This is a genomic window from Acinetobacter sp. CAU_H_56, assembly GCF_058599425.1.
Genome location: NZ_CM178654.1, coordinates 771,720 through 794,076, shown reverse-complemented (window position 1 = coordinate 794,076; position 22,357 = coordinate 771,720). Strand labels below are relative to the sequence as shown.

Sequence of the window (22,357 nt, the reverse complement as noted above, 5' to 3'; positions counted from 1 at the left end):
TTAGTCGATGTAAGTTGCACCACCCATATACGGACGCAGTACTTCAGGGATCTCAATTGAACCATCAGCACGTTGATAGTTTTCCATGACTGCCAGTAAAGTACGACCTACAGCCAGACCTGAACCATTCAGCGTATGTACGAATTCAGTTTTTTTCTGGTCAGCACGGTAACGCGCTTTCATACGACGTGCCTGGAAATCCCACATATTTGAGCAAGATGAAATCTCACGATACGTATTTTGACTTGGCACCCAGACTTCAAGGTCATAAGTTTTGCATGCACCAAAGCCCATATCACCGCCACACAGAATGATTTTACGGTATGGCAGACCTAATGCCTGCAAAATACCTTCGGCATGACCAGTTAGCTCTTCCAGTGCCTGCATAGAGTCTTCTGGTTTTACAATCTGCACCATCTCAACTTTGTCAAACTGATGCTGACGGATCAAACCACGGGTATCACGGCCATAAGAGCCAGCTTCACTACGGAAACATGGGGTATGTGCTGCATATTTTAGTGGCAGACGGTCAGCATCAATGATTTCATCACGCACGAAGTTGGTTACAGGCACTTCAGCCGTAGGGATCAGGTAGAATTCTTTCTCACCTTGCAGCTTGAACAGGTCTTCTTCAAATTTTGGTAACTGACCTGTACCACGCAAAGAATCTGCATTTACCAAATAAGGAACATAGGCTTCGGTATAACCATTTTTAGTGGTATGCGTATCCAGCATGAACTGAGTGATGGCACGTTGCAGACGCGCTAAAGGACCTTTCAGAACGCTGAAACGTGAACCGGTCAGTTTGGTCGCAGTTTCAAATTCCAGACCGCCCATCATTTCGCCCAGGTCAGTATGGTCTTTGATTTCAAAATCAAATTCGCGTGGTGTACCCCATTTCAGGACTTCCACATTGTCATTTTCGTCTTTACCTTCAGGTACAGATTCATCTGGAAGGTTTGGAATAGACAGTGATTTTTCTTCTAGTTCAGCTTGCAGTTCAGCTAGAGCAGCTTCAGCAGCCTTAATTTCATCACCAATCGCAGACATGCGTGCCATAATTTCAGAGGCATCGCCACCTGCTTTTTTGATCTGACCCACTTGCTTGGCACCGGCATTACGCTCAGCTTGCAAGGATTCAGTTTTGGATTGAATCTCTTTACGGCGAGCTTCTAATGATGCCCACTCCTCAACATTCAGTTGAACACCACGTTTTGCCAAGGCTAAATTTACAGCCTCAATATTATTTCTAAGTAATTTCGGGTCGATCATAGCCAATCTTTGGATAAGAAAAAAACTGGCTATAGTGTAAGCTCTTAACGTCAAAAAATACAGTGACTGACCTACCGGCTGGAGTTTATTAGCGCAATATTTAAGGGCTTGTTTGAGGCAAAAGCGATAAATATTCAGGCCGGATGATCTCGCTTAATGCTGTATAAGGTACTTTTAATTCTGCCATGTCACTGATTGGCTTACTCAACTCACCTGCCGGATAAACCAGTACCAAGCCCTGACTGTCAAAATAATAATTGTCACTCAGTGCTAATTTCTGCTTGGTGATTTGATAACGATCCAGCCAGTCTTTATTTGCTTGATATAGAGCCTGTTTCAGTTTTTCATCTGTATTACCGCGCATAACCTGATGAAGAGCTAGACGTTTCTTTTGTTTTAGATCCAGATTGACATATTCAGTATGAGACTGAGGCTGTGCTGCACGTTCAGGCTGATGAGCAGTTTTAAATATAAAAGTGGCCAGATGAGCATGCTGATTCAGGTAACTCACCTGAATGGAACGCTGATCAATAAATTTCGGCTGATCCTTTGCTTTAATTTTATTACTGGTCACTTTGCTAAAAGCGACCGGCTCAGTACACTGGATACGCTCCATGAAGTATTGATCAATCCAGCTTATATTGGTATCTACAGTCTGCAAATCAAAGCGCACACAACCTTCGATTTCACATACGACCTGATTAGCATCTTTAACCGGAATTGTTTTGGACTGAATTTGTCCCATGTCTTCTGATTGCGCGGATGTAGTGACTGAAGAGGTTTGAGGCTGACAGGCAAATAACCCCAGATTCAGACATAAGATACAACCGATCCAGCCTATTTTACATGAAGTCATTTTCATCCTGAGCTCCTAAAATTTTGCAATTTCATTGACTCAACTTTTGTTTATTCTAAAGCGCCTGAACTTCTAGATATACGCCAACCTTGTAATGACTCCAAATCCATCCCGATTATGAACAACAAAAAAGCAACCCGAAGGTTGCTTTTTTATTTAGCCTGTATTGATGCTTATTGATCAATAATGTCTGTGCCCTTTGGCGGGGTAAAGTTAAATGTAGATGCCGGAATCGTAGTATTCAGTTTTACATTACTAAATTTAATATTCGTAGTCTGGCCTAATGAATCTTGCAAAATCATCAAGCTAGGCGCTTTGTTCGCACCAAAACTAATAGTCAGGCTTTCAAAAACCCCATCAGTATTTTTCGGATAAAGCGTGTAATAGGTTTTAGCTTTATTCGGCTGGGTCACGCGATAAGATTGCATAATCTGGCTGGTATTGCCGGACAATAATAATGCCGGTGTATTTGCCACTTGATCGTCTAGACTCTGACGCACTGCTTGCTGCAAGTCTGGATCATAGATCCATACGGTTTTACCTGTAGTGGCAATAGTCTGTTTCGACGGGCTTGAAGTTTCCCAGTAGAATTTACCCGGACGCGCCACTTTCATCACACCTTTAAAGGTCTGGTTCATGTGCTGCGCGGTCAAGCCTTTTTTCTGGGTCGCTTTCGGATTAGTGACTTTAGTCGTTTGTTCAAAATTTGCAGTTAAGCTACGGATATTGCTGAGCTGTTTCACCAGATTCGCAGTAGCTTGCTGCTCCGTCGCTGCAGTTGCGGCAAATACAGTCGTGCTCATGACAGGTGCCAGTGTCGCCGTACCGATTGTTATGGCACATACAGTTTTACGAAGCATACTCATAATCTCACCTTTTTGTATTTGCATATCGCTATTTATCTAATGGCTCATATTAAACCAATTTCTCAAACTAAGATGATAGAAAATAAGAAGTTTTGTATTGTTATTAATGCAGAATTCCTGCTTTTATTCATCATGATGAAGATTCAATAGTGATATTTACATTCGCTGTCACAGCTTTATAAGCCGATAAATCTTCACGCATAAAAAAACCCACAGAAACTGTGGGTCTTTTTTCTATTTCAGCAAATTATGCTTCAACAGATACGTAGCGACGGCCAAATTGACCTTTCACTTCGAATTTTACTACGCCATCAGCAGTAGCAAATAATGTATGGTCACGGCCCATACCTACGTTTTGACCAGCGTGGAATTCAGTACCACGTTGACGAACGATGATGTTACCTGCAGTTACAGTTTGGCCACCGTAAACTTTAACACCTAACATCTTAGGATTCGAATCACGACCGTTCTTAGTCGAACCACCGGCTTTTTTAGTTGCCATGTCTATTTACTCCTAGTAATTAGCCTGAGATACCAGTAATTTTCAACTCAGTGAACCATTGACGGTGACCTTGTTGTTTACGGTAGTGCTTACGACGACGCATTTTGATGATGCGGATTTTGTCGTGACGACCATGGCTAACTACTTCTGCAGTTACTTTAGCGCCAGCTACAACTGGAGCACCGATTTGAATGCTATCACCGTTTACAAGCATAAGTACGTCATCAAACGTAATTGTTGAACCAGTTTCAGCTTTCAATAATTCAACTTTAAGGGTTTCACCCTCAACTACACGGTGCTGTTTACCACCGCTTTGGATTACTGCGTACATAATGTACTCCAAACATGCCCGTGTCGACGTGCCGATAAAGGAATATATCGATCTTAAAACGCGCGCCACTGGGGGTTATACAAGGGCAAAGATTTTAAGGGATATTATAAGAAACAACAAGCCATTTTAAGGAAATAATCATGAACTCCATTACAAAGCCTATAAATCATTAAATTATTCATTCAAAATCAAGTATTAATACCGGATATACTGACTAAAAAACGCTACTAAATTTCAAGTTTTCCGGCTGCCTGAGAAGGTTTAGAAAAAAACTTTAGCGGAAAGATATTGTTCATTTTTTAAATGTCAAAATTTAGGCTAAACTCGAATAAGTGCTATAAAAAGCTGATTTTTAGTAGAGTTTGTGCTTTTCTTAGCTTTCACTCATGTTATAAATTGTTAAACTACCCGCTGCGATTTACCAAACTAGAGGTTTTCTTTCACATGGCCATCGACTTTAAGCAAGATATTCTCGCTCCTGTTGCTAACGACTTTGCTGCGATGGACACATTCATTAACGAAGGAATTACCTCAAAAGTAGCGCTGGTGATGGCGGTCAGCAAGCATGTGGTTGAAGCTGGCGGCAAACGTATGCGCCCAATCATGTGCCTGTTGGCAGCGAAAGCCTGTGGTGCCGTAGAATTGGAACAGCATCGCAAACTGGCCGCCATTATCGAAATGTTGCATACGGCAACTCTAGTTCATGATGATGTGGTCGATGAATCAGGTTTGCGTCGTGGTCGCCCGACTGCAAATGCCACCTGGAATAATCAGACAGCTGTGCTAGTGGGTGACTTCCTGATTTCGCGTGCCTTTGATTTGTTGGTCGACCTTAACAATATAACCCTGCTCAAAGACTTCTCTACGGGTACCTGCGAAATTGCCGAAGGCGAAGTTCTGCAACTGCAATCGCAACATCAGCCAGAAACCTCAGAAGAAACTTATTTAAGTATTATTCATGGCAAAACTTCTCGCCTGTTTGAACTGGCGACCGAAGGTGCAGCTATTCTTTCAGATAAGACTGAGTTCCGTGAACCGCTACGTAAATTTGCTGGTCACTTCGGTAATGCTTTCCAGATTATTGATGACATTCTGGACTATACATCTGATGCTGAAACCTTAGGAAAAAACATCGGTGATGACCTGATGGAAGGTAAACCTACTCTGCCATTGATTGCTGCCATGAAAAATACAACCGGGGAATCGCATGAAATTATCCGTCGCAGTATTGCAACGGGCGGAACAGATCATTTGGCAGAAGTCATCAAGATTGTAAATGATTCTGGCGCCTTGGATTATTGCCGCCAGCGTGCAACTGAAGAAACAGAAATTGCAATTCAAGCCTTGAATGCACTACCCGATTCAGAGTATCGTCAGGCCCTCGTTAATCTGGCCAAACTGGCTCTTCACCGGATTCAATAGCCGCTTACCTCGCCTATGCATATTAATTTTCTTGATATTTTTCAAAGCATGCAGCATCAGCTTGAACAACCACAAGCGGTGCTGGATGAGAATTTGCTCATCCAACTTGTAGAACGTATACGCCCAGAAGACAGCAGAAATACAGAAGAAATCGAAACAAAATTTAATGCATTTATCCGGGCTTTACTGCTCACTCCCAATGCAGTCTTAACCTTACAAAGTTTCACTTTAAGAGTTATCAACCGCTATAAACAAGCCAGCCTGTTTTCAGATACCGGGATTCTTTCTTTAGATGGTTTCTGGAACCAGCTGAATCAGCGGATCGGGGCGCATATCCTGCCGGTGATTCCAGATCATTTACAGCTCCAGGAATTGTTCCGCAAGATTTTCTATTTGCGTACCGACAAATACTGGCTGGATTATTTTGATGAAGCGGATTGGCAGCGACTTTTTGCCGTTGTAAATCAGGGCCATTCTAATCAGGCAGAAAAAACCCGAATCAAAGATCAGATCATTAAATCATTAACGATTCTGTCCTACCGGGTAAGTGGGATCGGTCTGCATCCTGAATTTATTAATGCCCAGCCTGAGCTCATGGAATATGAATCACCTTTTTTGGTGCAAAACCGCGAGATCATTGAATTTATCCAAGAATATAAAAAACGCTATAACACGGTAGAACTGGTGGATGCGATTACGCCGCCAGATGCTTCCCAAGCTCTGGTCATGCTGGAGCAGTGTCACGATGTTGTCGCTAAGATTCGCCGCTCTACCAAACGGATTGGGGTCAGTGTCAGCCTCACCTATATGCTGGCTTTACTAGAACAATGTCTGGAACGGATCGAAATCCTGCTAAATATGGTGCTGGATGACGATGACCTGCGTTATCAGTCCATTGGCCTGTTTATCGCAGATATTACTGAAGCAATCTATAGTGAACGTAGTGTACGTGCTTTACTGACTACCAATAGTGAACTCCTGGCTTTACAGGTGACTGAAAATGCCAGTAAAACCGGTGAACATTATGTAAGTACTGACAAGCAAGGCTTTCTGGCTATGTACAAATCGGCAGCCGGTGCCGGTATCATCATTGCCTTTATGGCCTCGCTGAAAGTCTTAATGGCGCGTGTCACGATGGCACCTTTAATGCAGGCCTTTAGCTATAGCATGAACTATTCGCTCGGTTTTATGCTCATTCATGTGCTGCACTTTACCGTTGCAACCAAACAGCCGGCCATGACCGCAGCTGCACTGGCTTCTACCGTACAACAGCGTAAGGGTTCGAAAACCGCCCAGATTGCTGAACTGGCTGCATTGATTGTGAATATCATTCGGACCCAGTTTGTCGCGATTCTTGGGAATATTTCCATCGCAATTCCGGTTGCAGCACTGATTGCCCTGATGTGGGAATTTGCCCTACATGAGCCATTAATGACACATGCCAAAGCAGCCAAAACCTTATATGACCTGAATCCATTCACTTCTTTAGCGATTCCTCATGCAGCAGTGGCTGGCGTATGTTTGTTCCTGTCAGGCCTATTAGCCGGTTATTTCGACAATATGGCAGTGTATCGGAAGGTCGGTCCTCGTCTGAGAGCTCATGTGCGCCTGTCACAACTGATGGGACAAGAACGTTTGCATCGATTTGCCGATTATATTGAGCGTAATCTGGGTGCACTGGCGGGTAATTTCATTTTTGGGGTTATGCTGGGCAGTATGGGTACCATCGGTTTCATTCTCGGTCTGCCTTTAGATATTCGTCATATTGCCTTTGCCTCTGCCAACTTTATCCAAGGACTGATCAATATTAATGGTCCAGATATTGGACTCATTATCATCTCTTTCCTGGGTGTTCTGCTGATTGGTCTGACTAACCTTTTTGTAAGTTTCAGCCTGACCATTATTGTGGCATTACGCGCACGACGGGTGCGTTTCGAACAGTGGAAACCGCTCGCTAAACTGGTCATGACCCATTTCCTGACTCGCCCAAGTGAGTTTTTCTGGCCGCCGAAGCAAACCATTGAAATTGACGAAAATCATACATCCACAAAACTGTAAAATTGCGAGAATATTTTGGCATTTAGGTACAAAATCCCATAAATAAAAAATGGAATTTGCATAAAATACGCACTCTTGAAAAAAAGTGTACTGGCAAGTACACTTTAGCGCAGACAGTTAACCGGCTGAATAACGGTTAAAAGGACAAGGATTTTTGGCATGCATTACTTGTTACTTATTGTCGGAATTTTATTTTTAATTTTCAGTGCGTTATTTCTTGATATTGCAACTTTAAGCCAGTTAGATGTGCTTGCAATAGAATGGATTAGCGGCTATCGCACAGAATTTTTAAATCAAATTAATCAGTCCTTATCAGTGATAGGTGGCATGCCATTTGTATTATTTTTATCCACACTATGGTGTATTTTTCTACTGTGGTATAAAAAGCATGCAAGCGTAATTTTTATATGTATCGGAATTATCGGAGGAATTCTCCTAGGCTGGCTTTTAAAATTCAGTATTGCCCGACCTCGACCAGCAGAGTCTTTTCATCTGGTTGAAAGCTATGGAAGCTCCTTCCCGAGTGCCCATAGCGTCTATGCAGCCTGTCTCGGCTGTCTGGCAATGTTCATATATCGGCAACATCCCCGACATACCATCATCTGGATGGGTGCAAGTGCATGGATGCTGATTATGGGTGTTTCAAGAGTTTATCTAGGTGTACATTTTCCTTCAGATGTCATATCCGGCTGGAGTATAAGTTTTATTTGGATTTCGTTGTGGTATATGGTCTGGATCAGATATTGCACGGCTCACAAATAAAAAAATTTAGATAAGAATCCAATTGAGGTGGAACAATGATGTCTGCAAAGCTTTGGGCACCCGCCCTGACTGCTTGCGCATTAGCAACAAGTATTGCACTTGTTGGTTGTAGCAAAGATCCTAAAGAGGGCCAGCAAGCTGGTGCTCAGCAGCAAATGCCACCGACTGAAGTCGGTATTCTTGTTGCACAGCCACAAAGTGTCGAGCAGTCTGTAGAGCTCTCAGGTCGTACAACAGCATTTGAGATTTCTGAAGTACGTCCACAGGCTAGTGGTGTGGTGCTTAAACGCTTATTCACTGAAGGTAGCTATGTCCGTGAAGGTCAGGCGCTGTATGAAATCGACTCAAGCACTAACCGTACTACTGTCGATAATGCCCGTGCAGCGATTGCCCGTGCTGAAGCGAATTTAGGTGTATTGCGTGTTAAAGAAGGTCGTTACCGTCAACTGGTCGGTACCAATGCCATTTCTAAACAGGAATACGATGACATCGCAGCACAGGTGAAACTGGCTGAAGCTGATTTGAATGCCAACCGTGCAACTTTACGTAATGCTGAAATCAACCTGGGCTATTCAACCGTACGTGCACCGATTTCTGGTCAAACTAACCGTTCTTCGATTACGGCGGGTGCGTTAGTGACTGCAAATCAGACAGAACCACTGGTTACGATTCAGCGCCTAGATCCAATCTATGTAGATATCAACCAATCCAGTGCTGAACTGCTGCGCCTGCGTCAACAGCTAAGCAAAGGCAACCTCAACAGCTCAAACAACACCAAAGTGAAGTTAAAGCTTGAAGATGGCAGCATCTACCCTGTCGAAGGCCGTCTTGCATTCTCGGATGCCAGCGTGAACCCTGAAACAGGTACTGTGACTTTACGTGCAGTATTCCCGAACAAAAACCATTTACTTCTGCCAGGTATGTTTGCCACAGCGCAAATCGTGCAAGGCGAAATTCCAAATGCCTTCCTGATTCCACAAGCGGCGTTAACCCGTACACCTACGGGTCAGGCTATGGCGATGCTGGTGGGTGCTGACAATAAAGTAACTCCACGTCCAGTAACGACAGTCGGTACTCAAGGCAGCAACTGGATCGTAACCGAAGGTTTGAATCCGGGTGATAAAGTGATTGTTGACGGTATTGCCAAGGTAAAACCTGAACAGCAAGTGGTGCCTAAACCTTATCAACCTCAAGCAGCGGCCCCACAAGGTGCTGCTCAACCAGCTGCACAACAACCTGCAGCAGATGCAAAAAAGGCAGATGATGCAAAGAAACAACCTGAACAAAAACCTGCTGCAAATGCATAAGGAGTAATGGTTCATGGCTCAATTCTTTATCCATCGCCCGATTTTTGCATGGGTGATTGCATTGGTAATTATGCTGGCGGGTATTTTGACCATCAGCAAAATGCCAATTGCTCAGTATCCGACGATCGCGCCACCGACAGTCACCATTTCTGCGACTTATCCGGGTGCATCTGCAGCGACTGTAGAAAATACAGTAACGCAGATCATCGAGCAGCAGATGAACGGTCTGGATGGCTTGCGTTATATTTCTTCGAACAGTGCCGGTAACGGTCAGGCATCGATCGCTTTAAACTTTGAACAGGGTGTTGATCCAGATATTGCTCAGGTACAGGTACAAAACAAGTTACAGTCTGCGACTGCACTTTTACCTGATGATGTACAACGTCAGGGTGTACGTGTGACCAAATCTGGTGCCAGCTTCCTTCAGGTATTAGCTTTCTATTCGCCTGATGGCAGCCTGACTGCAGATGACATTAAAGACTATGTGAACTCAAATATTTCTGAACCTTTAAGCCGTGTGGCTGGGGTTGGTGAAGTTCAGGTCTTTGGTGGTTCGTATGCAATGCGTATCTGGCTGGATCCTGCCAAAATGGCTAGTCTGCAAGTGACTCCAAGTGATGTGGCTCAGGCAATCCGTACCCAGAACGCTCAGGTGGCTGTCGGTCAATTAGGTGGTGCGCCACAGATTGAAGGTCAGGTGCTGAATGCGACGGTGAATGCGCAAAGTCTGCTGCAAACACCTGAACAGTTCGAAAACATCTTCTTGAAAAATACCACTTCAGGTGCTCAAGTCCGTCTGGGCGATGTCGCACGTGTAGAACTGGGTGCAGACAACTATCAGTTTGATTCTAAATTCAACGGTAAACCGGCTGGCGGTGTTGCGATTAAACTTGCAACTGGTGCCAATGCGCTGGATACCGCTGAAGCAGTTGAAGAACGTTTAAAACAGTTACGTCCTAACTATCCTCAAGGGATGGTAGATACACTGGCATTTGATACCACACCATTCATTCAGTTATCGATTGAATCGGTGGTTCATACTCTCATTGAAGCAGTCATTCTGGTCTTCATCGTGATGTTCCTGTTCTTGCAGAACTGGCGCGCAACGATTATTCCAACCATGGCCGTTCCAGTGGTTGTACTGGGTACTTTTGCAATCATTAATATCTTCGGCTTCTCGATCAACACCTTAACCATGTTTGCGATGGTTCTTGCGATTGGTCTGCTGGTCGATGATGCGATCGTTGTGGTCGAAAACGTTGAACGTGTCATGGCTGAAGAGCATCTTGATCCTGTGAGCGCGACTGAAAAGTCGATGAAACAGATCTCTGGTGCGCTGATCGGTATTACCTCTGTACTGTCTGCAGTATTCGTACCAATGGCATTCTTTGGTGGTTCTACAGGGGTTATCTATCGTCAGTTCTCAATCACGCTGGTCACAGCAATGGTTCTGTCACTGGTGGTGGCCTTAACCTTTACCCCTGCCCTGTGTGCGACCATTCTGAAACAGCATGATCCGAACAAGCCGCAAAGTAACAATCCGGCTGCGCGTTTTTTCCGCTGGTTTAACCATAGCTTTGACCGTGTTTCTGTGAAATATCAGGGCGGCGTCAATCGTATGACACACCACAAGATTTTCTCCGGTATCATCTATGCGGTGGTGATCGGGATTATTGTGCTGATCTTCCAGAAACTGCCTTCTTCATTCTTACCTGATGAGGACCAAGGTGTCGTGATGACGCTGGTACAGTTGCCACCAAATGCAACCTTGGAACGTACCGATAAAGTCATCAATACCATGACAGGCTACTTCCTGGAAAATGAAAAAGATCATGTCCAATCTGTCTTCAGTGTGGCTGGTTTCTCATTCACAGGTGTAGGTCAAAACGCTGGTCTGGCATTTATCAAACTGAAAGACTGGTCTGAACGTACCACACCAGAATCACAGGTCGGTGCAATTATCCAGCGTGGTATGGCACTGAACATGATTGTGAAAGATGCGTCTTACATCATGCCATTACAATTGCCAGCAATGCCTGAACTGGGTGTATCTGCCGGCTTTAACATGCAGTTAAAAGCAGCAAGTGGTCAAAGCCATGAGCAACTTTTGGCAGCGCGTAATACTGTTCTGGGTCTGGCTGCACAAGACAAACGTCTTGCAGGTGTCCGTCCAAATGGTCAGGAAGATAACCCGCAGTACCGTGTGATTGTCGATCATGCACAAGCCGGTGCTTTAGGTGTCAGCATTTCTGAAATTAACAGCACCATGAGCATGGCGTGGGGTGGTTCGTACATCAACGACTTCCTTGACCGTGGTCGTGTGAAGAAAGTATATGTACAGGGTGAAGCTAGTTCTCGTATGATGCCAGAAGATCTGAACCAGTGGTATGTTCGTAACAACCGTGGCGAAATGGTACCATTCTCGGCGTTCGCAACCGGTGAATGGACCTATGGTTCGCCTCGTCTGGAACGTTATAACGGCGTATCTGCGATGAACATTCAGGGTACACCGGCACCGGGCGTGAGCTCAGGTGATGCAATGCGTGCGATGGAAGAAATCATTGCCAAGCTTCCTGAAATGGGCATGCAAGGTTTCGACTATGAATGGACAGGTCTGTCTCTAGAAGAACGTGAGTCTGGCGCACAAGCACCATTCTTGTACGCGCTTTCACTGTTGATCGTGTTCCTGTGTCTGGCTGCATTGTATGAAAGCTGGTCAATTCCATTCTCGGTTCTTCTGGTTGTACCACTAGGTATCGTGGGTGCATTGTTATTGACCTTTGGCGGTATGATTTTGTTTAAAGACCCGAACCTGTCGAATAACATCTACTTCCAGGTAGCGATTATTGCCGTAATTGGTCTTTCTGCGAAAAACGCAATCTTGATTGTAGAATTCGCCAAAGAGCTGCAAGAACAGGGCGAAGAGTTGTTTGATGCGACCCTGCATGCAGCAAAAATGCGTTTACGTCCAATTATCATGACCACCCTAGCCTTCGGTTTTGGTGTACTTCCACTAGCACTTGCTTCAGGTGCCGGTGCCGGTAGCCAGCACTCCGTCGGTTATGGTGTCCTTGGTGGTGTAATCAGTTCGACCCTTTTAGGTATCTTCTTTATTCCTGTATTCTATGTGTGGATTCGAAGTATCTTTAAATACAAACCAAAACAACAAAATCAGGAGTACAAGTCGTAATGCAAAATATATGGTCTATTACAGGTCGTAGCATTGCGGTATCTGCCCTCGCGCTTGCTTTGACTGCATGTCAAAGCATGCGTGGCCCAGAGCCCGTTGCAGAGGCAAATATCCCAAGCAGTTATACCAATGCTTCAGGTACTTCTGTAGCAGAACAGGGTTATAAAGAATTCTTTGCTGACCAGCGCCTGTTACAGGTACTGGATCTGGCATTGACCAATAACCGTGATTTGCGTACTGCCGCATTAAACATTCAACGTGCCCAACAGGCTTATCAGATTTCTGAAAATGATCGCCTGCCAACCATTGGTGCGAGCGGCAGCGTGTTACGTCAGGATACTGGCAGTAACAACCCGCAAAGCCGTGGCGCTGTAACGACTTATAATGTCGGTCTAGGCGTAACTGCATTTGAGCTGGATTTCTGGGGTCGTGTGCGCAGCTTGCGTGATAATGCTTTAGATACTTATCTGGCGACTCAAAGTGCGCGTGATGCGACTCAGATTTCCCTGATTGGTCAGGTGGCTCAAGCATGGCTCAGTTACTCATTTGCCAATGCCAATCTGGCGTTGGCTGAGCAAACGCTGAAAGCCCAGCTTGAATCTTATAACCTGAACAAGAAACGTTTTGATGTGGGGATCGATAGCGAACTTCCAGTACGTCAGGCACAGATTTCTGTTGAAACTGCACGTAATGATGTTGCCAACTATCGTACTCAGGTGGCTCAGGCACAAAACTTATTAAATCTGCTTGTAGGTCAACCTGTACCGGCTAACCTGTTACCGGCACAACGTGTTACCCGCATTACCTCTAATGCGGCACTAGGTGCTGGCTTACCAAGTGACCTGCTGATTAACCGTCCGGATGTACGTGCAGCTGAATACCGTCTGTCTGCGGCAGGTGCCAATATTGGTGCTGCCCGTGCGCGTCTGTACCCAACGATCAGTCTGACCGGTTCTGCAGGTTTCGCATCTGCAGATCTGGGTGATCTGTTCAAGTCTGGCAGTTTTGCGTGGTCTGTAGGCCCAAGCTTGGATATTCCAATCTTTGACTGGGGTACACGTCAGGCCAATATTCGTATTTCTGAAACAGATCAGCAAATTGCGCTGTCAGATTATGAAAAATCAATTCAGACTGCATTCCGTGAAGTGAATGATGCCCTAGCGGTACGTCAGAATATTGGTGACCGTATTGCTGCTCAACGCCGTCTAGTTGATGCGACCAACACGACTTACCGCCTGTCTCTAGCACGTTTCCGTGCCGGTATTGACAGCTATTTGACTGTACTGGATGCACAACGTGCTTCATATGCAGCGGAACAAGGTTTGTTATTACTTGAACAGGCGAATCTGAACAGCCAGGTTGAACTGTACAAGAGTCTTGGTGGTGGTTTGAAAGTTAACACCTCAGACACTGTACCGTATCGCCCATCTGTGACCGAACAGCGTCGTGCGGAACAGGCAAAATAAGTCCAGCCCCTTTTCAGAAAAGCTCACTTCGGTGGGCTTTTTTATTGCTTTTTCAAAGGAGATTTTCTATCTTCATGATTATACGATTGATTAAGAAGATATCTGCATGTTGTTGAGCAATCTTGAATCTGTACCGGGACATACCATTCGCCAGCAAATCGATGTGGTCTATGGCAGTACTGTGCGCAGTAAGCATGTTGGACGTGATTTACTGGCCGGCCTGAAAAATATTGTCGGTGGCGAGTTGACCGCTTATACCGAATTACTGGAAGAATCCCGTCAGGAAGCCATGAACCGGATGATTGAAAAAGCTCGCAGTATGGGTGCCAATGCGATTGTGGGTATTCGTTTTTCTACCTCAAATATTGCCCAAGGTGCTTCTGAACTGTTTGTTTATGGCACAGCAGTCATCGTTGATCCAGTCATGCCTAAACTGCCTGATCCATTTCCACAGGCGAACTAATGTATGGATGGATTGATTATACAGATTGTCATTTTTGCCATTCTGTTCAGCGTGGGTTTCGGTTTTGGTCGCTATAACGAGCGCAAGCATCTGCAATATCTGGATGAACAGGAACAGCGTTTGGCTTATATCCAGGTCAATAATAGCCGTTTCATCGAATCTACATTCCCCGGCCATATGATCAGCAGCAATGTGGTGATTTCACATGATTACTTTAAATATGCGATTGCTAATGTGCAAAACATGTTAGGTGGTCGTTTGACCAGTTATGAGAGTGTCGTTGAACGGGCACGACGTGAAGCTATAGTACGGTTAAAACTGGAAGCAGAAAAAATGGGTGCTGACCAGATTATGGGAATCCGTCTCAGTACTACCGAACTTGGCATGCAAGGTGGTATGGTTGAAGTCTTCGCTTATGGCACCGCAATTCAAGCCAAGTAATTATGCTTCTGCAAGTTTCTCTACAAATAAAATTCCATTCAGGTGATCAATTTCGTGCTGTACAATTCGTGCCGGAAAGCCTTTAAACGACTGAACCACTTCATTTCCCTCTAAGGTAAAATAACGTACCTGAATCTCTTCTGCTCGAGCTACTCTCCCTCTTTGTTCGGGCACACTTAAACAGCCTTCCTCACCCAATACTTGCATAGCTGAAGCACTGATAATCTCCGGATTGATCATGGTCACAGCTTCCATATACGGCGCGTCTGGATAACGTAAATTGGGCCGTGATGCGACAATAATAATGCGTTTAGAGACATAAACCTGCGGTGCTGCAATGCCCACACCCTGACGTTGTTGCATGGTTTCCATCAAGGCACTATTAAATTGCCTCAACCAATTACTGCAAAATTCAACCTGAGTAACCGGGTTGGCAATTAGGGTCAAAATGGCCCCACCTTGCTGTGCTACTGCCAAGGTATTTGTCATCGCGTTATCCTGTAATTTTTTCATCCAATTCTATCTTAGAGGGAAAATTACAGAATGAACATCAGGCTAAAATGAATAAATACGTTTAAAAAAGATAAGCTGTGTTTTAAGTAATATTGCGAACTCCAACTTATTTTTGCTTTAAAAATTTTACTTAAAAGGAAAATAAATAATCAAAATATTCCAAATAATTTTATTCGTTTAAATTTTAATAACTTTTAGTTTAGGTTAAACAAAGAAAGATTGATTATTCAAGAAAATAACCCTTCTTTAAAATCAGCACTCAAGTCATGGATATTAAATAATGGAACGACCACATGAATGCACAACCCTATCTGAGCCGTGCTGACAAACGCACCCTCGGACTATCGTCCCTAGGTGGCGCACTGGAATTCTATGATTTTGTCATTTATGTGTTCTACGCCAAACTAATTTCCGAACTGTTCTTTCCAAGTACCCTGAGTCCATTTTGGGCCATGCTGAATACCTATGGCATCTTTGCCGCAGGCTATTTCTTCCGCCCACTCGGTGGTGTAGTGATGGCGCATTTTGGAGATCTGATCGGTCGTAAACGTCTGTTCAGTTTATCCATCTTGCTGATGGCGCTACCGACCCTCATGATCGGGATCATGCCGACCTTTGAAAGTATTGGTTATGCTGCACCACTGCTGCTGCTATTGATGCGTGTAGTTCAAGGTATTGCGATTGGCGGTGAAATTCCCGCTGCCTGGACCTTCGTGTCTGAGCATGTACCAGAACGCCGGATTGGGATTGCCAATGGTTTGCTGACTGCCGGCCTATCGCTCGGGATTCTACTTGGTGCCCTAATGTCGCTATTTATTTCACTTCAGTTCACTGAAGCGGAAATCAAAGACTGGGCTTGGCGCGTTCCCTTCATTCTAGGTGGGATTTTCGGTTTTATTGCCCTTTACCTGCGCAGTTATTTGAAAGAAACTCCAGTTTTTAAAGCCATGCAAGCGAAAAAAGAACTGGCGAAAGAATTACCGGTCAAACAAGTATTGTTAAGCCACAAAACTGCTGTAGGCATTGGGATGTTATTTACCTGGTTCCTGACCGGCTGTGTGGTGGTGTTAATTCTGGCGATGCCAAATTTGCTCGTGGCCAGTTTTGGTTTCGAACGTGCTGATGCGTTCAAGATGCAAAGTGCTGCAATCCTGATGCAAATGCTCGGTTGTATTATCGCTGGTGTACTGGCTGACCGTTTCGGTGCAGGTAAAGTGATTTTGCTTGGCTCTATATTTGTAGCGGTAGTGGCTGGGATTTTTTATCACAGTCTGGGTCATGTTGAAGCGTCAACGGTGTTCATGCTTTACATGTTGCTCGGTTTAAGCTCAGGAACCGTGGGCATGGTGTCTTATAGCATGGTGAAAATGTTCCCGGCACAAATCCGTTTCAGCGGAATTTCATTTTCCTATAATCTGGCCTATGCGATTGCAGGTGGGATTACCTTGCCACTGGTGCAATGGTTAAGCCTGTATAGCAATATTGGCGCCCTGTACTATATCTGGACCGTTTGTCTAGTGACCTTATTCACTGCCCTGCTTTACCGCAGCAAATTTGAAAAAACAACCTAAAATAAAAAAGAGCCTGACTCACAGGCTCTTTTTTTAAGCGTAAAAATACGAGCTTAAGCTTTCAGATTCTTGCGTAGCTCATCTTCCACAATGCTGATCTCGATCTCACTGAATTTACGGATTTCACCTTCGGCATGTTTTTCCAGCATGCCCCCGACCAAAGGCACTTTCACATTCACCGTCCAGTTTAACTGGAACTGGATCTGCTGTTCATCACCTGTAACGGCACGCTGACATTTGGCTTCAATCGGCAGATTGGCACCTAGTTCCACGACTGAAGTCATTTCTTCCAAGTTGCTGACATCGGTACGTTGCAAGCGAAACGCATCTTTTAGCAGTTTTTTTGCAATATCCGGAATTTTGACATCCAGATTGTAGGCACGTTTCAGGGTATACAAGTGTCCCTGCTTTTCTGAAACTAGAATTTCCATATTTTGAGCAGGGATCCGATGACAAACCGCTTCATGCAAACTGATGTCATTTGCCAGACGTTTAAACTCATCAATCGAAACACCGCGAATAATTGCGTTTACGGTAAACTGGTGGGCCATATCTATTTTCCTTATTTTTATTAGGGGTTATGGACTCAAATTAAGTCAAATGAATCATCTGACAGAGAAGATAAGCTATTTAAGTCAATTTTACATCGGCTGTCATTATTTTTTTATTGAGAAAAATTGGCATTGAGGTCAATGTTTCCAGGCAATTTTTGCAGATATACAGGGTCCACAGCTGAGTAAAAGCTGAACTTCACGATACTCAATGACCGCATGAAATTCTTCTGCACCATCATCCAGACCGGAAGCATACCAGACCGTGCCCGCAGGAAATTTCTTTAACCAGCTGGCCTTATAAAAATCAGAAACAGAATCAAACTGTAGATAGTGTTCCGGTTCAGCTTCAACCTGAGTCGCTAAAGCCATAAATTTCTGTAATTGTGCCTGATGAAAATCAATCAGCATGAGGCAGCCCTTCCTTTTGTATGAGGCGATTACATGCCATATAGGTAAGCATAGATGTCATTTACGACTCGTGAGTTTTGACATCATGGCTTAGATCAGATTAAAAATAATATAGATTCACCTCCCCTGATTCAATCCACGTATAAGGATATCCAGTATGCAACAAGGAAAAGTTCAGGTTGAAACCGTGCAGTTTTTGGCAGAAGATGGCTATACCTTAACCGGCAAGCTTTACCGCAGTGAATATGCCAAAGCCAATATTGTCATCGCCTGTGCGACAGGTGTTCCCCAAGCTTTTTACCGGCGCTTTGCCGATTATGCAGCACATGCAGGTTTTCAGGTACTGACTTTTGATTATCGCGGGGTGGCTGATTCTGCACCCAAACGGTTAAAGAATTTTAAGATGTCCTATTTAGACTGGGGACAATATGATCTCAGCGCTGCGATTGATTATCTCAGCCGAACCAGTCTAGACATTTATATGATTGGCCATTCCTATGGCGGACAGGCCTTGGGATTAAGCAAATATCATGATTGCATTGAAGCAATGTACTGCTTTGGCACCGGTGCTGGCTGGCATGGTTATATGCCTTTAACTGAAAGAATCAAGGTTCAGGTAATCTGGAATATTGTTTTTCCACCGATGGTAGCGGTGACAGGCTATTTGCCATGGAGTCGTTTAAATATGGGCGCCGACTTACCGCGTGATGTCTATCGTCAGTGGCGCAAATGGTGCAAAAATCCAACCTATTTCTTTGCCGATCCTGAACTGAAAGACCTGCATGCCCATTATGCGGCGGTAAAAACTCCTATTTATGCCGTAGCCGCGCTCGATGATGCTTGGGCCTTACCTAAATCCAGACAGGCCTTTATGCAATATTACCGTCAGGCCTCGTTGCATTATATTGATATTCAGGCGACTGATTATGGACTCAAACACATTGGACATATGGGTTATTTCCGTCAGGGCGCAGAACAGCTCTGGGATGAAGTGCTCGCCAAGTTCAGTGAATTACATCAACTCAAATATGCAGCTTGATTTTAGTCTCTAGAGTATTTAAATTTTCAGCTGACTAAGCATAACGTGCCTGTTGAACATCGGTTCTGATTTCCTGACGGTGTTCCTCGCCGAAACGGTCGACATGGGCATAAAATACTCCATAACGGCCGACATAATATTCCAGTGACTGGTCATAAAAATTCCAGAAAATTGACCATTCGCCTAAATCCATCTGACGGATTTGTGTACCGGTATGCATCGGCATCTTACGGAGCAGTTCCTGCTGTAACTGCTCTGCTTCATTGCGATCCTGAATCTGAACCTGATGCTGGAAAAATAATTGCGCCACGTCATCAAACAGTTCCAGCTCATAGGCATCGACCACGTGCAAGGTTTCCTGAGAATCAGATTCACTGTCTTCAGTACTACTGGAAATCGGATCCTCTTTTTCGACACGTTTACTCTTTACATACCGCTGGGTTCTATAGATTTTCATACCGATAAACCACATCGCATAAAGTATCAGGGCTAGACATGAAAAAATCAGGAATTTAAGAATCATTGATCATCTCGTGTGGTTAATTTTATTTTTATCACGGTCTGCCAATTCTTGATTTGGCGATCTTCTTTCAACTTAACACAAGTCTATTTTTTGTACAGCAAACATGAGGGGTTTTTTTAGATCTTTTCGGATTTTTTCTTCAGTTGAGCCTTATTTCCCAATATTTAATTTGAAATGAAAGTCTAAAATCTTGTAAAAAAATTAGAATTAAACCAAGGGGTCAATATTGATCAGGATAAATAAATCAGACAAATCACTACAGAATCGATCATCAACTCTCGGTTCTTTAGCAAATGCACTCAAAAAGCTACACGATTGGTATTTGTTTTCCTGAGCATTTTCCTTCAAATAAAAGATCCCTCTTTATGGTCGAGTAAATGAATAAAATTATGATTCGTGAAGGGAAGATTCAAGATATACCTCAAATAATTCAGGTCATCCACGACAGTATTCAATCCTGTATTTTGGATCATCAACGTGAAGACAGCGTGATCCAGCGCTGGCTGGAGCAGTTTAATCATGCCCAGCTGATTGTGGAAATGCTTTATAACGACTGCTGGGTGTATATTTTAAATGATCAGATTGTCGGCTTTTTGCTGGTCAGTGACACTGGAGAAATCCTGATGCACTATGTGGCTGCACGTTTCCAGCGACTCGGGTTTGGCACCCAGCTTTTTGATCAGATGCACAAATCCTTAGTGCGTAAAAATATCCATAAAATCAAAGTCCAATCAACTCAAACAGCTTTAAGTTATTATCAAAAAAATGGATTTTTTTCACCGAATTCTCAATCGGAAAATGAAGAAAATTATCATTTATATAAATACGCTTTTTAAAATTAAAAATTTTTCATGCCATTTTAAGTTGATCTCGCCCTGCCTGCTTAGCCGCATATAACTGTACATCTGCCGCTTTCATCAGTGCATGAATATCTGGATAGAGACATGCTTGATCCATCCAGGAAATGCCCATACTAACCGTGACATAGGATTTATCATCTGTCCGATTTAAGTGTTCAAATTGCTGTTCTCGGATCTTGATTAAAACTTTCTCCAGAGACTGTAAGGCTGCCTGAACAGGTACATCAGTGAGTAGAATCGCAAATTCTTCTCCACCGTAACGGGCTAAATACGCGGATTCGGGAAGTACTGTCTGAATAACCTTGACCAGATTCTGTAAAATTTCATCTCCTTTTAAGTGCCCATAATAGTCATTGTAGTTTTTAAAATAGTCGACATCGAGCATGGCAAAAATCAGTGTACTGTGTGGATGTTGCTGACAGTGTAAAAACTGTTGCTGAATTTGTTCATTTAAAGCGCGGCGGTTAAAGGCACCCGTCAAAGCATCAATATTCACCTGATGTTCGAGTTTGGCATTCAGTGCACGCAGTTGCTCAGTACGTGCTTTAACTTTCTGATCGAGTGAATTATTTAACTCTTTCAGATTCATGTTCAGCTGCTCTGTCGCATAGGTTTGATGGGCATAATTTTGCGACTGCTGAAACATAATGATCACGGCATACAGACTGGTCGAGATAAAAGACAGATGCACACTTTCAATCACATTAATCAGTAATAAATAGTCATTTATAAAGGTTAGACATAGAAAAATGACCGCATAGAGAGTTAAGCGGGAATAATTGTCTTTATGATGCAAAGTCTGATAAAAGCCATAGATAAAATTGGCCACCACGACTATCCCGAAAATCGCGCTATACAAGGCCAGACGTTGAAAAGTTTCCGGATCGGTCAACAAAGTTACGACACAGTTCAGTAGTAAAAGTCCTGCGGCAACACTATAAATAAGTCGATGTAAATAGCGCTGATTAAACAGGTACATATAACTGAGGAAAAATAGAATCGCCAGGAAAGTGAACAGATATTCCAGGCGTGTTCCCCATAGCCAACCGAGCTTAGTCACGATCGAATAGGCATACGGCGCTGCAAAAAAGTTATGCAGGGCCAGAAAAATAATGAACAGGCCAAAGATAAAAATACTTTTGCTATTGCGTTCGGTTGAACCCCTGAACATCGAAAATAGAATCGTGAAAAAGCCCACCCCAAGCACCAGTCCACAGACCATACTGATACTCATCATAAGCTGCTGATACTGACGGTTAATAGTTCCGGCTGTTCCAATGCGTATAGGCTGCTCAATCCCACCATGCAGATGGGTATAGTTTGAAGCCTGAATACTCATGGTGAAATATTCACTTTCAGGAACAAAATAACCGATTCGAGGTGCTCTTTCATTTCTCTGCTCTTCTGCTGTTTTCGCAATTTCTCCATGACGCAAAATAAATTTGCCATCAATATAGATTCGATAGGCACCATATTCAGCCGGAATATGCACGGCGATCCGACGTCCGATAAATTCTGATGGAATTTTAAAATGCCCGATAAAAGTTCCATAGCCAATATTAGAACCGGTCAGGTCTTTAAATGATGCAGGTAATTGAACCTCTTGCGGGCTAAGTACGGAACTTGGTTCAGTAATAAACTGATTTGGGTAAAACTGCCAGTTTTGGGGCAATTGACTACTATGATCTTCAGTAAAGTGAATTTCGGAAATATGCGGTTGACTGTGCTGCGTGACAGAGGAAGATTCAAGAGATGCCTGGGCGAAAACTGGAATCATCACTAATAGGACCCAGCTAATGCTCCAAATCAATATTACAGAATAGACGTTCCTTATCACGTTTTGCAAAGACAGTATTTTCCTGAAAAGTGCTTTATTCTTCTTATAATCTACGTCGAATAGCAGGGAGTGCAAAGCTTTTTTTGTAGTTCATCGGATGAAGTCCATATTGCTAT

Annotated in this window: 21 protein-coding genes; 11 read left to right on the top strand and 10 right to left on the bottom strand. The window is 43.8% G+C overall.

Annotated elements, in window-relative coordinates:
* The 5 genes from serS to rplU form a co-directional block, all read right to left on the bottom strand.
* The gene (serS, locus tag AC4MCC_RS03900) at nt 1–1,272 is read right to left on the bottom strand and encodes a serine--tRNA ligase (protein ID WP_005236894.1); all 1,272 of its coding nucleotides are present in this window, start codon (nt 1,270–1,272) and stop codon (nt 1–3) included.
* A 100-nt stretch (nt 1,273–1,372) separates the two neighbouring features.
* Nucleotides 1,373–2,134, bottom strand: coding sequence for a DUF3298 domain-containing protein (locus AC4MCC_RS03895; RefSeq protein WP_491885702.1), 762 nt, complete (start codon nt 2,132–2,134; stop codon nt 1,373–1,375).
* A gap of 167 nt (nt 2,135–2,301) precedes the next feature.
* The gene (gene lolA / locus AC4MCC_RS03890; protein ID WP_004784895.1) at nt 2,302–2,994 is read right to left on the bottom strand and encodes an outer membrane lipoprotein periplasmic chaperone LolA; all 693 of its coding nucleotides are present in this window, start codon (nt 2,992–2,994) and stop codon (nt 2,302–2,304) included.
* A gap of 247 nt (nt 2,995–3,241) precedes the next feature.
* A complete protein-coding gene (rpmA, locus tag AC4MCC_RS03885; RefSeq protein WP_004784896.1) occupies nt 3,242–3,496 on the bottom strand; it encodes a 50S ribosomal protein L27 in 255 nt (84 codons plus the stop codon).
* 19 nt (nt 3,497–3,515) lie between these two features.
* On the bottom strand, nt 3,516–3,827 hold the full coding sequence (rplU, locus tag AC4MCC_RS03880) for a 50S ribosomal protein L21 (RefSeq protein WP_004784898.1): 312 nt from the start codon (nt 3,825–3,827) through the stop codon (nt 3,516–3,518).
* 444 nt (nt 3,828–4,271) lie between these two features.
* Here rplU and sdsA point away from each other — a divergent pair, with 444 nt between their 5' ends.
* The 8 genes from sdsA (at nt 4,272) to AC4MCC_RS03840 (ending at nt 14,936) form a co-directional block, all read left to right on the top strand.
* Nucleotides 4,272–5,249 carry an All-trans-nonaprenyl-diphosphate synthase gene (gene sdsA, locus AC4MCC_RS03875; RefSeq protein WP_419364519.1) on the top strand — a complete coding sequence of 326 codons (978 nt, stop codon included), beginning with the start codon at nt 4,272–4,274 and terminating at the stop codon, nt 5,247–5,249.
* A gap of 15 nt (nt 5,250–5,264) precedes the next feature.
* On the top strand, nt 5,265–7,307 hold the full coding sequence (locus AC4MCC_RS03870) for a site-specific recombinase (protein WP_419364521.1): 2,043 nt from the start codon (nt 5,265–5,267) through the stop codon (nt 7,305–7,307).
* A gap of 159 nt (nt 7,308–7,466) precedes the next feature.
* Nucleotides 7,467–8,069: a phosphatase PAP2 family protein gene (locus AC4MCC_RS03865; RefSeq protein WP_419374764.1), complete on the top strand. Its 603-nt coding sequence runs from the start codon at nt 7,467–7,469 to the stop codon at nt 8,067–8,069.
* Nucleotides 8,070–8,104: 35 nt separating this feature from the next.
* Nucleotides 8,105–9,376: an efflux RND transporter periplasmic adaptor subunit gene (locus AC4MCC_RS03860; RefSeq protein WP_419364525.1), complete on the top strand. Its 1,272-nt coding sequence runs from the start codon at nt 8,105–8,107 to the stop codon at nt 9,374–9,376.
* Nucleotides 9,377–9,389: 13 nt separating this feature from the next.
* Nucleotides 9,390–12,566 carry an efflux RND transporter permease subunit gene (locus AC4MCC_RS03855; RefSeq protein WP_284879141.1) on the top strand — a complete coding sequence of 1,059 codons (3,177 nt, stop codon included), beginning with the start codon at nt 9,390–9,392 and terminating at the stop codon, nt 12,564–12,566.
* A complete protein-coding gene (gene adeK / locus AC4MCC_RS03850; RefSeq protein ID WP_005236902.1) occupies nt 12,566–14,032 on the top strand; it encodes a multidrug efflux RND transporter AdeIJK outer membrane channel subunit AdeK in 1,467 nt (488 codons plus the stop codon). Before AC4MCC_RS03855 ends, adeK begins: the two co-directional genes overlap by 1 nt.
* A 106-nt stretch (nt 14,033–14,138) precedes the next feature.
* A complete protein-coding gene (locus tag AC4MCC_RS03845; protein WP_103799673.1) occupies nt 14,139–14,495 on the top strand; it encodes a YbjQ family protein in 357 nt (118 codons plus the stop codon).
* A 3-nt stretch (nt 14,496–14,498) separates the two neighbouring features.
* Nucleotides 14,499–14,936, top strand: a complete 438-nt coding sequence (locus AC4MCC_RS03840) for a YbjQ family protein (protein ID WP_180012716.1) — start codon at nt 14,499–14,501, stop codon at nt 14,934–14,936.
* Here AC4MCC_RS03840 and def read toward each other — a convergent pair whose 3' ends face one another.
* Nucleotides 14,937–15,425 (bottom strand): peptide deformylase, encoded by a 489-nt coding sequence (gene def, locus AC4MCC_RS03835; RefSeq protein ID WP_491880193.1) that lies wholly within the window; start codon nt 15,423–15,425, stop codon nt 14,937–14,939.
* 317 nt (nt 15,426–15,742) lie between these two features.
* Between def and AC4MCC_RS03830 the strand changes: the two genes are divergently transcribed.
* Nucleotides 15,743–17,020, top strand: coding sequence for an MFS transporter (locus tag AC4MCC_RS03830; RefSeq protein ID WP_419364532.1), 1,278 nt, complete (start codon nt 15,743–15,745; stop codon nt 17,018–17,020).
* 53 nt (nt 17,021–17,073) lie between these two features.
* On the opposite strand, the gene AC4MCC_RS03825 is transcribed toward AC4MCC_RS03830, so the two are convergent.
* On the bottom strand, nt 17,074–17,571 hold the full coding sequence (locus tag AC4MCC_RS03825) for a DUF2505 family protein (protein WP_005236909.1): 498 nt from the start codon (nt 17,569–17,571) through the stop codon (nt 17,074–17,076).
* Between the two features lie 138 nt (nt 17,572–17,709).
* Nucleotides 17,710–17,982 (bottom strand): hypothetical protein, encoded by a 273-nt coding sequence (locus AC4MCC_RS03820; RefSeq protein ID WP_004784921.1) that lies wholly within the window; start codon nt 17,980–17,982, stop codon nt 17,710–17,712.
* Nucleotides 17,983–18,139: 157 nt separating this feature from the next.
* On the opposite strand from AC4MCC_RS03820, the gene AC4MCC_RS03815 reads away from it, so the two are divergent.
* Nucleotides 18,140–19,021: an alpha/beta hydrolase family protein gene (locus tag AC4MCC_RS03815; RefSeq protein ID WP_004784923.1), complete on the top strand. Its 882-nt coding sequence runs from the start codon at nt 18,140–18,142 to the stop codon at nt 19,019–19,021.
* A gap of 34 nt (nt 19,022–19,055) precedes the next feature.
* On the opposite strand, the gene AC4MCC_RS03810 is transcribed toward AC4MCC_RS03815, so the two are convergent.
* Complete coding sequence (locus AC4MCC_RS03810; RefSeq protein WP_419374788.1) at nt 19,056–19,541, bottom strand: hypothetical protein; 486 nt, start codon at nt 19,539–19,541, stop codon at nt 19,056–19,058.
* A gap of 392 nt (nt 19,542–19,933) precedes the next feature.
* Here AC4MCC_RS03810 and AC4MCC_RS03805 point away from each other — a divergent pair, with 392 nt between their 5' ends.
* The gene (locus tag AC4MCC_RS03805) at nt 19,934–20,380 is read left to right on the top strand and encodes a GNAT family N-acetyltransferase (RefSeq protein ID WP_159123410.1); all 447 of its coding nucleotides are present in this window, start codon (nt 19,934–19,936) and stop codon (nt 20,378–20,380) included.
* Between the two features lie 13 nt (nt 20,381–20,393).
* On the opposite strand, the gene AC4MCC_RS03800 is transcribed toward AC4MCC_RS03805, so the two are convergent.
* A complete protein-coding gene (locus tag AC4MCC_RS03800; RefSeq protein ID WP_491885844.1) occupies nt 20,394–22,181 on the bottom strand; it encodes a sensor domain-containing diguanylate cyclase in 1,788 nt (595 codons plus the stop codon).
* Nucleotides 22,182–22,357: the final 176 nt, after the last annotated feature.

Excerpts from the sequence above, each read along its gene's own strand:
- serS (WP_005236894.1), bottom strand. The coding sequence starts at position 1,272 with ATGATCGACCCGAAATTACTTAGAAATAATATTGAGGCTGTAAATTTA.
- AC4MCC_RS03895 (WP_491885702.1), bottom strand. The coding sequence starts at position 2,134 with ATGAAAATGACTTCATGTAAAATAGGCTGGATCGGTTGTATCTTATGT.
- lolA (WP_004784895.1), bottom strand. The coding sequence starts at position 2,994 with ATGAGTATGCTTCGTAAAACTGTATGTGCCATAACAATCGGTACGGCG.
- rpmA (WP_004784896.1), bottom strand. The coding sequence starts at position 3,496 with ATGGCAACTAAAAAAGCCGGTGGTTCGACTAAGAACGGTCGTGATTCG.
- rplU (WP_004784898.1), bottom strand. The coding sequence starts at position 3,827 with ATGTACGCAGTAATCCAAAGCGGTGGTAAACAGCACCGTGTAGTTGAG.
- sdsA (WP_419364519.1), top strand. The coding sequence starts at position 4,272 with ATGGCCATCGACTTTAAGCAAGATATTCTCGCTCCTGTTGCTAACGAC.
- AC4MCC_RS03870 (WP_419364521.1), top strand. The coding sequence starts at position 5,265 with ATGCATATTAATTTTCTTGATATTTTTCAAAGCATGCAGCATCAGCTT.
- AC4MCC_RS03865 (WP_419374764.1), top strand. The coding sequence starts at position 7,467 with ATGCATTACTTGTTACTTATTGTCGGAATTTTATTTTTAATTTTCAGT.
- AC4MCC_RS03860 (WP_419364525.1), top strand. The coding sequence starts at position 8,105 with ATGATGTCTGCAAAGCTTTGGGCACCCGCCCTGACTGCTTGCGCATTA.
- AC4MCC_RS03855 (WP_284879141.1), top strand. The coding sequence starts at position 9,390 with ATGGCTCAATTCTTTATCCATCGCCCGATTTTTGCATGGGTGATTGCA.
- adeK (WP_005236902.1), top strand. The coding sequence starts at position 12,566 with ATGCAAAATATATGGTCTATTACAGGTCGTAGCATTGCGGTATCTGCC.
- AC4MCC_RS03845 (WP_103799673.1), top strand. The coding sequence starts at position 14,139 with ATGTTGTTGAGCAATCTTGAATCTGTACCGGGACATACCATTCGCCAG.
- AC4MCC_RS03840 (WP_180012716.1), top strand. The coding sequence starts at position 14,499 with ATGGATGGATTGATTATACAGATTGTCATTTTTGCCATTCTGTTCAGC.
- def (WP_491880193.1), bottom strand. The coding sequence starts at position 15,425 with ATGACAAATACCTTGGCAGTAGCACAGCAAGGTGGGGCCATTTTGACC.
- AC4MCC_RS03830 (WP_419364532.1), top strand. The coding sequence starts at position 15,743 with ATGAATGCACAACCCTATCTGAGCCGTGCTGACAAACGCACCCTCGGA.
- AC4MCC_RS03825 (WP_005236909.1), bottom strand. The coding sequence starts at position 17,571 with ATGGCCCACCAGTTTACCGTAAACGCAATTATTCGCGGTGTTTCGATT.
- AC4MCC_RS03820 (WP_004784921.1), bottom strand. The coding sequence starts at position 17,982 with ATGCTGATTGATTTTCATCAGGCACAATTACAGAAATTTATGGCTTTA.
- AC4MCC_RS03815 (WP_004784923.1), top strand. The coding sequence starts at position 18,140 with ATGCAACAAGGAAAAGTTCAGGTTGAAACCGTGCAGTTTTTGGCAGAA.
- AC4MCC_RS03805 (WP_159123410.1), top strand. The coding sequence starts at position 19,934 with ATGATTCGTGAAGGGAAGATTCAAGATATACCTCAAATAATTCAGGTC.
- AC4MCC_RS03800 (WP_491885844.1), bottom strand. The coding sequence starts at position 22,181 with ATGATTCCAGTTTTCGCCCAGGCATCTCTTGAATCTTCCTCTGTCACG.